The organism is Streptomyces sp. ISL-66, assembly GCF_018614135.1.
In the GTDB taxonomy this organism is placed as follows: domain Bacteria; phylum Actinomycetota; class Actinomycetes; order Streptomycetales; family Streptomycetaceae; genus Streptomyces.
On record NZ_JAGGOW010000225.1, the window covers coordinates 1 to 6,517 of the forward strand.

The 6,517-nt window shown below is 74.4% G+C and carries 7 protein-coding genes; 3 read left to right on the forward strand and 4 right to left on the reverse strand.

The window, feature by feature from the left end; translation table 11 throughout:
• Positions 1–910, reverse strand: a 910-nt coding sequence (locus J7E97_RS34030; protein ID WP_285429061.1) for a glycoside hydrolase family 3 protein, incomplete at its 3' end; no start/stop codon positions are given.
• Between the two features lie 200 nt (positions 911–1,110).
• Complete coding sequence (locus J7E97_RS34035; RefSeq protein ID WP_215035281.1) at positions 1,111–1,473, reverse strand: DoxX family protein; 363 nt, start codon at positions 1,471–1,473, stop codon at positions 1,111–1,113.
• Positions 1,474–1,553: 80 nt separating this feature from the next.
• Here J7E97_RS34035 and J7E97_RS34040 point away from each other — a divergent pair, with 80 nt between their 5' ends.
• A complete protein-coding gene (locus J7E97_RS34040; protein ID WP_215035283.1) occupies positions 1,554–2,417 on the forward strand; it encodes a LysR family transcriptional regulator in 864 nt (287 codons plus the stop codon).
• 192 nt (positions 2,418–2,609) lie between these two features.
• Here J7E97_RS34040 and J7E97_RS34045 read toward each other — a convergent pair whose 3' ends face one another.
• Positions 2,610–3,686 carry an RNA ligase (ATP) gene (locus J7E97_RS34045; protein ID WP_215035285.1) on the reverse strand — a complete coding sequence of 359 codons (1,077 nt, stop codon included), beginning with the start codon at positions 3,684–3,686 and terminating at the stop codon, positions 2,610–2,612.
• 351 nt (positions 3,687–4,037) lie between these two features.
• On the opposite strand from J7E97_RS34045, the gene J7E97_RS34050 reads away from it, so the two are divergent.
• The gene (locus J7E97_RS34050) at positions 4,038–4,781 is read left to right on the forward strand and encodes an SDR family NAD(P)-dependent oxidoreductase (RefSeq protein ID WP_215035287.1); all 744 of its coding nucleotides are present in this window, start codon (positions 4,038–4,040) and stop codon (positions 4,779–4,781) included.
• Between the two features lie 76 nt (positions 4,782–4,857).
• On the opposite strand, the gene J7E97_RS36925 is transcribed toward J7E97_RS34050, so the two are convergent.
• Positions 4,858–5,745, reverse strand: a complete 888-nt coding sequence (locus J7E97_RS36925) for a peptidoglycan-binding protein (RefSeq protein WP_215035289.1) — start codon at positions 5,743–5,745, stop codon at positions 4,858–4,860.
• A gap of 563 nt (positions 5,746–6,308) precedes the next feature.
• On the opposite strand from J7E97_RS36925, the gene J7E97_RS34060 reads away from it, so the two are divergent.
• The coding region (locus J7E97_RS34060; RefSeq protein WP_215035291.1) for a hypothetical protein at positions 6,309–6,517 on the forward strand (209 nt) is incomplete at its 3' end.

A 6,517-nucleotide genomic window follows, 5' to 3' on the forward strand; every position in this document is an offset into this window, starting at 1 on the left:
CCTCGCCGCCGCCGTCGCCGTCGCCGTCGAGGGGGTCAGGGGCGGCCCGGGGGCCTTCGAGTGCTCCCACGCGGGCGGCGAGGCGCAGTAGCCTGCGCACCTTGTGCTCCACCGCCTCGGCCGGGACCCGGCCGCTCTCCACCGCCTCCAGCAGTGCCTCTCCCCACGGCCCGCCGGGGCCCGGCATCGCGAGGTCCTGCGCGGCGAGGGCCGAGGCCACGGTGGAGCGCACGCCGCCCCAGTCGGAGACGACCACGCCGTCGAAGCCCCACTCCCCCTTCAGCGGTTCGGCGAGCAGGGAACTCTCGCTCATGGTCGCGCCGTTGACCTTGTTGTACGCCGACATGACGAGCCACGCACCGGCCCGGACGGCGGCCTCGAAGGGCGCGAGGTACAGCTCCCGCAGCACCCGTTCGTCGAGCCGCACGTCGAGGGTCAGCCGCTCGGTCTCCGAGTCGTTGGCGACGTAGTGTTTCGCGGTCGCGGCCACCCCCCGTGACTGGATGCCGCCGATGAGGGCCGCCCCCGTACGCCCCGCGAGCAGCGGGTCCTCGGCGAAGCACTCGAAGTGGCGCCCGGCGAGCGGGCTGCGGTGCAGGTTGAGCGTGGGAGCGAGGAGGACGTGGACCCCCTTGCGGCGGGCCTCGTCCCCGAGGATCCGGCCGAGCCGGCGGACCCGCTCCTCGTCCCAGAGCGCGCCGAGGGCGGTGGGCGAGGGCAGCAGGGCCGAGGTGGAGCGTTCGTCCCAGCCGGGCCCGCGCACCCCGGCCGGTCCGTCGGAGAAGACCATCTCCCCCAGTCCGACGTCCGGTTCGGCCCGGGTCCGCCAGGTATCGGCTCCGGTCAGCAACCGCACCCGCCGTACGGGATCCAGCTTGTCCGCCAGTCGTTCCACGTCACTGCCGTGCAGGTCCACCTGTCCACCACACCTTCGCGCAAGCCGCCCGGGACGCCTGGAGAGCGCTCTCCCATATGTCGTGCCCAGATGATCCCGGTGCACTGGATCGACTGTCAACGCGCGGAAACCGGCCGAGCCGTACGCGACGGGGGCTTGGACGGCCGGGAGGCATCGCGCCGGCCCGTCCCGGGCCGGCCCACCCAGGGCCGGAGTCACAGCCGGGCCGTCGCCAACCAGACGGTCGCGGCCGCGGCGAGCAGGAGCGAGGCGTTGAGGCCGATCTCGCGGTCCCCCCGGCTCAGGTGGACCCCGGTCGCGCCGATCTGGAGCACCACGAAGCCGATCGCGGCGGCCAGGGCCAGCCAGGGCGCGATGCCCGTCAGCGGCGGAAGGACCAGCCCGATGGCGCCGAGCACCTCGATGACCCCGATGGCCCGGACGGCCGGCATGGGCGTGCTGTCCACCCAGGCCATCATCGGCCGGAGCCCCTCACGGCTCCGGACCACCTTCACCCCGCCCCCGTAGAGGTAGAAGAGAGCGAGCAGACCGGCAACGATCCAGTACGCGACGTTCATGCTCCGATTCCACCGCCGGGGCACTACGGCTGTCCAAGACCCGTTCCGAGAGGTCGATACCGTACGGGTATCGTTGCGCCATGGAGCTACGGACGCTGCGCTATTTCGTGGCGGTCGCCGAGGAACTCCACTTCGGACGGGCCGCCTCCCGCCTGCACATGAGCCAGCCGCCACTGAGCCGGGCGATCAAGCAGCTGGAAACCGAGCTCGGCGCCACGCTGTTCGACCGGTCGTCCGCCGGTGTCGCGCTCACCCCGGTGGGAGCGGTACTGCTCGACGAGGCGCGCGCGCTGCTCGACCGGGCCGACCGGGTACGCGTGCGCGTGGCGGCCGCGGCCGGCGCCGCGACGCTCACCGTCGGCCTCCTGGGCGACAGCACCGACGTGCGCGTGACCCGGCTGGCCGACGCCTACCGCCGGCGGCACCCGCGCGTCGAGGTGCGCGTCCGCGAGACCGATCTGACCGACCCCACCTGCGGATTGCGGGCCGGGCTGGTCGATGTCGCCCTGACCCGGGGCCCGTTCGACGAGACCGGTCTGACCGTGCACGCGCTGCGCGCCGACCCGGTGGGGGCGCTGCTGCGCGCGGACGATCCGCTGGCCCGCCGCGACGGTCTGCGGCTGGCCGAACTGTCCGACCGCCGCTGGTTCCTGTTTCCGGAGGACACCGACCCCTCCTGGCAGTCGTACTGGAACGGCGGGGAGGCCCGCGAGGGCCCGGTGGTGCGCGCCGTCCAGGAATGCCGGCAAGCCGTCCTCTGGAACGGCACCGTCGGCATGACCCTCCTGGACCACGAGCCCGGGGAGGGGCTGGCCGTGGTGCCACTGATCGACATGCCGCTGAGCCGCGTGGTCGTGGCGTGGAACCGGGGCGACACCAACCCCCTGCTCCGCTCCTTCGTCCAGATCGCGACGACCGCCTTTCACACTGCCCGTGAGGCGTGAGCGACCCGCCGCCGGTTCCCCCGTCGACATCGCACGACTCATCCAGTACGTCTCGCACGTCCGGCACGTCACCCCGCATCCCACGCATCCGGCGCGGCCGAGGCCAGGCGGGCGTGTCCGCGCCCTCGGCGCGCGGGAGAGCAGGTCGGCTTCGGGCATCCGGCCAGGTCGGCCGGGTGCCCGATCGCGCGCTCACTCGTACTCCGTGCCGCCCTTGCGCGTCAGATAGGCGGGGCTGACCGCCTTCGCGATGGCGCGGCCGCCGACGACCGGGCTGTAGCGCTCGACCGCCGGGCGGATGACGACGCCCTCGCGCAGGTGCAGGGCCCGCCCGGACACGGTCTCCCGGCCGCTCGCCCACTCCAGGACCGTATCGAGGTCGTAGGGGCCCTCGAACAGCCTCGGAACCAGCGGGAGTTCACCCTCGGCGAAGACCTCGGCGGGGTCCAGCCACCGCACTTGCCCGTCGATCTCGGCGGAGACGTCGAAGACGGCGTATCCGGGCGGTGCCTCCGCCGTCCGTACGTCGACTCCGTACGCCAGGTCCTGGACGCCCTGGCCGTAGACCTCGGCGAAGACGCCGACGCGGGTCGCCCCGAGCCGCGCCGCCAGCCGCGCGGCGGCCTCGGGCACGCCGTGGCCGCGTACGGCCCGCCAGTAGACATTGCGCTCGTCCTCCTTGAGCGCCAACCCCTTGGACCCGAACCCCTTGGAGGAGACCAGTACCCGGCCGCCCTCGACGACGTACGTCAACAGGCAGGCGGTGCCGTGGAGTTTCTCGGTGAGGACGACCGGCTCGCCGGGCTCCAGGATGCCCGGGTACCGCTGGAGGTTCTCGATGTCCACCCACGGCAGCAGCTCGGCGGCGGCCTCGACGTCTCCGTTCATGGTCGTCGGGACCGGCGGAACCCATTTGGTGATGCCGAGCAGCTCCGCGAAGTCCACGCCCTCCTCGGCCGCCCGCGCGAGGTCCAGGCCGGCCAGCGCGCTCGGCCGGCAGACCAAGCCCTGGGACAGTTCGCCGCGCAGCCGGACGGCCTTGACCCGGTTCGCCCCCGCGCCCGCGAGACGGCCGGTCAGCCCGAGCTCCTCGATCAAGGCGGCCGAGAGTACGGCCTGTTCGGGTATGTAGAGCGCGTGGTCGCCCGTGCGGTAGGCGCCCTTGGCGACGACGGCCCGGTAGAGACCCACCTGCGCCAGCTCCAACGCGTCGGCGTTCGGGTGCGGATGGACGGTGAGCTTTTCGGCGGTGACCCGCAAGGTCGACATGGTGGAGCTCCTCGGAGTGTCGGAAAGAGTCGCGGAGAGCCGCGGAAGGTCGCGAACGCGCGCGGAGAACCGCGGAGAACCGCGGAGAGTCGGAGTACTGGAGTGGGTGACGGCGTCCGGTACCGGCAACAGCCACTCTGCGGCCGCCATTTCCGCTGGTCCACCACTTTTCCTGGTGCTAGCCTCCGCCCTTCCCTCGGGTACGGCGGGGGCTCGGTGGGCGCGGAGCGGCCGTGAGGCGGGGGCGGGCGGGAGCGGGCACGCACGGACCCCCGGGACGGTGGACGTTCACGCGGGCGGCGATCATGGGCTCGGGCACGACATCGGTATTGCGTTTCACAGGAGGCTCATATGTCACGTCGTCCGGTCACCGTCGTCACCGGAGGCAGCCGCGGGATCGGCGCCGCCACCTGCGTGCGGCTCGCCGCCGACGGGCACGACCTCGTACTCGGCTACCTCCACGACGATGCGGCCGCCGAGGCCACCGCCGAGCGCGTCCGGGCGGCCGGTGCCCGGTGCGTGACCGTGCGCGCGGACACTTCCGAGGAGTGCGGCGTCGAGCGCCTCTTCGACCTCGCCGGGGCCGAGTTCGCAACCGTGAACGGCCTGGTCAACAACGCCGGGGTGACCGGCGCCCCGGGGCGGCTCGCCGACGTCCGGATCGAGGACCTGCGCCGCGTGGTAGACGTGAACCTCTTCGGGTACCTGCTCTGCTGCCGCCGCGCCGCCCGGGACATGGCCGCGTCCGGCGGCGGGACGATCGTCAACGTCTCCTCCGCGGCCGCCACCCTCGGGAGCCCCGGCCGCTACGTCCACTACGCGGCGACCAAGGCCGCGACCGACACCCTGACCCTGGGACTGGCCAAGGAGCTCGGGCCGCACGGCATCCGGGTCAACGCGGTGGCGCCCGGCATCATCGAGACCGATATGCACGCCGCCATGGGAGATCCGGACCGCCCCGCGCTGGCTGCCGCCGAGATCCCGCTCGGTCGGGCCGGGCAGCCCGAGGAAGTGGCCGCGGCCATCGCCTGGTTGATGTCCCCCGACGCCGCCTATACGACCGGGACCGTGCTCCGCGTCTCCGGCGGGCGCTGAGCGGAGCCGCGAGGACCCGGCCGGGCGCGGCCCGGTCCTGCCTGCTCCGCTCCCCCGCCGGTCCGCCCCCCTCGCCTCAGCCGCCGCTCCCGAAGGCGGCCCGGGTGGCCGGACCGTAGACACCCTGCGGGTCGCCCTTGATGCTCCGGTCCCGCTGGAGCTGGAAGACGCCGCGCCGCGTCTGTTCGTCGTAGACACCGCTGAGCGAGACGTACGTGAACCCCTGCGCGTAGAGCCGTTCCTGCAGGGCGCGCACCTCGGGCCCGCGGTCCCCCGGACGCAAGGTCCCGTCCCCGTCCGACGACGGCTGCGCGCCGCCGGACGGGGCGGACGGCTTGGCGCCCCGGCTCGCGCCCGACGGACCAGGGGTGGGCGAGGCCGTCGTGGCCCGCGTCGGTGCCGCCCCGGTCGGCGCGGTCGGCGCGGTCGCCCCCACGGAATCCCCGCTCGGCGCGGGCTCCTCTCCCGCGCCCGGGCTGCGCGCCGGCAGTACGGGTACGGACAGGCCGGGCGGAGCCACGGCGCGCGGCCGTTCCTCGTCCGGCTCGTGCAGCAGCCAGGCCAGGGCCCCCGCAGCGGCGAGCGCGAGCAGCGCGAGTGCCACGAACGGGAGCCGGCCGCCCGCCACCGAGCGCCGGTCGGCAACGGTGGGGGGGCCGGGCGGGGAAGCGGACGGGGAAGCGGCGGAGGTGGACGCGGAAGTGGACGGGGTGGCCGTCGCGGCCGCGAACGTCGTCGCGGCCCGGGACGGGGACGCAGGCGCGGCCGGGGCCGAGCCCGGGGCCGAAGGCGGGCGTTCTGATCCGGCGGAAGGAGTCGCGAGCTGAGCCGCCACGGAGACCGGACCGGTCTGCGGCCAGGCGAGCGCGGTCGGCCCCTCCGGCTGGACCGAGGGGGCGATGTAGGGGCGTACGAGCAGCCGGTCGTCGGGCAAGGTGCCGCTCTCATCGGGGTCAGGGGACACGGTCGTCTCCCGGCGGGCAGGGGGCCGGCGCGGCGGTGCCGGGGCCCACCCCGCCGGTCAGGTCCTGCGCCGCCGGACGACCAGCACGATACCGGTACCGGCGGCCCGGGCGACGGCGCCGCCGATCACCGCCGATCACCGGCGGCACCGTCAAACCGGCGCCGGTCAGGGCGAAACCGCCGCCCGGGCCGCCGCCGGTACCGGACGTGCCCGAGCTAGCAGGGGTACCCGAGGCAGCAGAGGCACCGGACGCGCCGCCGGTGACCGGCGCGGGTCCGGTGCCGGTGCCGGTGCCGGTGGCTGAGGAAGAGGTGATGGGGCAGAAGTTCCGAGCGCCGCGGCGCATTCCCCGTCCCGTCCACCCCCGTCCACGCACGCGCCCTCCCGGACCGGTGAAACCACCCGTCGCGGCAGAAACGATCAGGGTGACCTTGCCGAACCGATTCGGCAGCGTCCGCGGAGTATCCACGACCCGCTCCGGGTCTGCCCCCGACATCCCGCGCCCCCGCCCACACGCGTGAACGCGGCTCCGGCCGGGGCCGCCCGTGCGGCATGGTGGTCCGATGCAGTTACGCCGGGTCCTGCCCCTCTCCCTCCTCGCACTCCTCACGAGTGCCGGCTGCGTCTCGTGCGTGTCGGTCGGCCCGCAGGATTCCGACGTGCCCGCGCGCGGCCACCTGCCGCACGCCGACGCGCCCGATACCGCCGGCCCGGCCAACGCGTCCGGTCCGCACGGGCTGCCCCTGGGCGCGCTCCCCGCCGGGCCGTCGAC

Excerpts from the sequence above, each read along its gene's own strand:
- J7E97_RS34035 (WP_215035281.1), bottom strand. The coding sequence starts at position 1,473 with ATGAACGTCGCGTACTGGATCGTTGCCGGTCTGCTCGCTCTCTTCTAC.
- J7E97_RS34040 (WP_215035283.1), top strand. The coding sequence starts at position 1,554 with ATGGAGCTACGGACGCTGCGCTATTTCGTGGCGGTCGCCGAGGAACTC.
- J7E97_RS34045 (WP_215035285.1), bottom strand. The coding sequence starts at position 3,686 with ATGTCGACCTTGCGGGTCACCGCCGAAAAGCTCACCGTCCATCCGCAC.
- J7E97_RS34050 (WP_215035287.1), top strand. The coding sequence starts at position 4,038 with ATGTCACGTCGTCCGGTCACCGTCGTCACCGGAGGCAGCCGCGGGATC.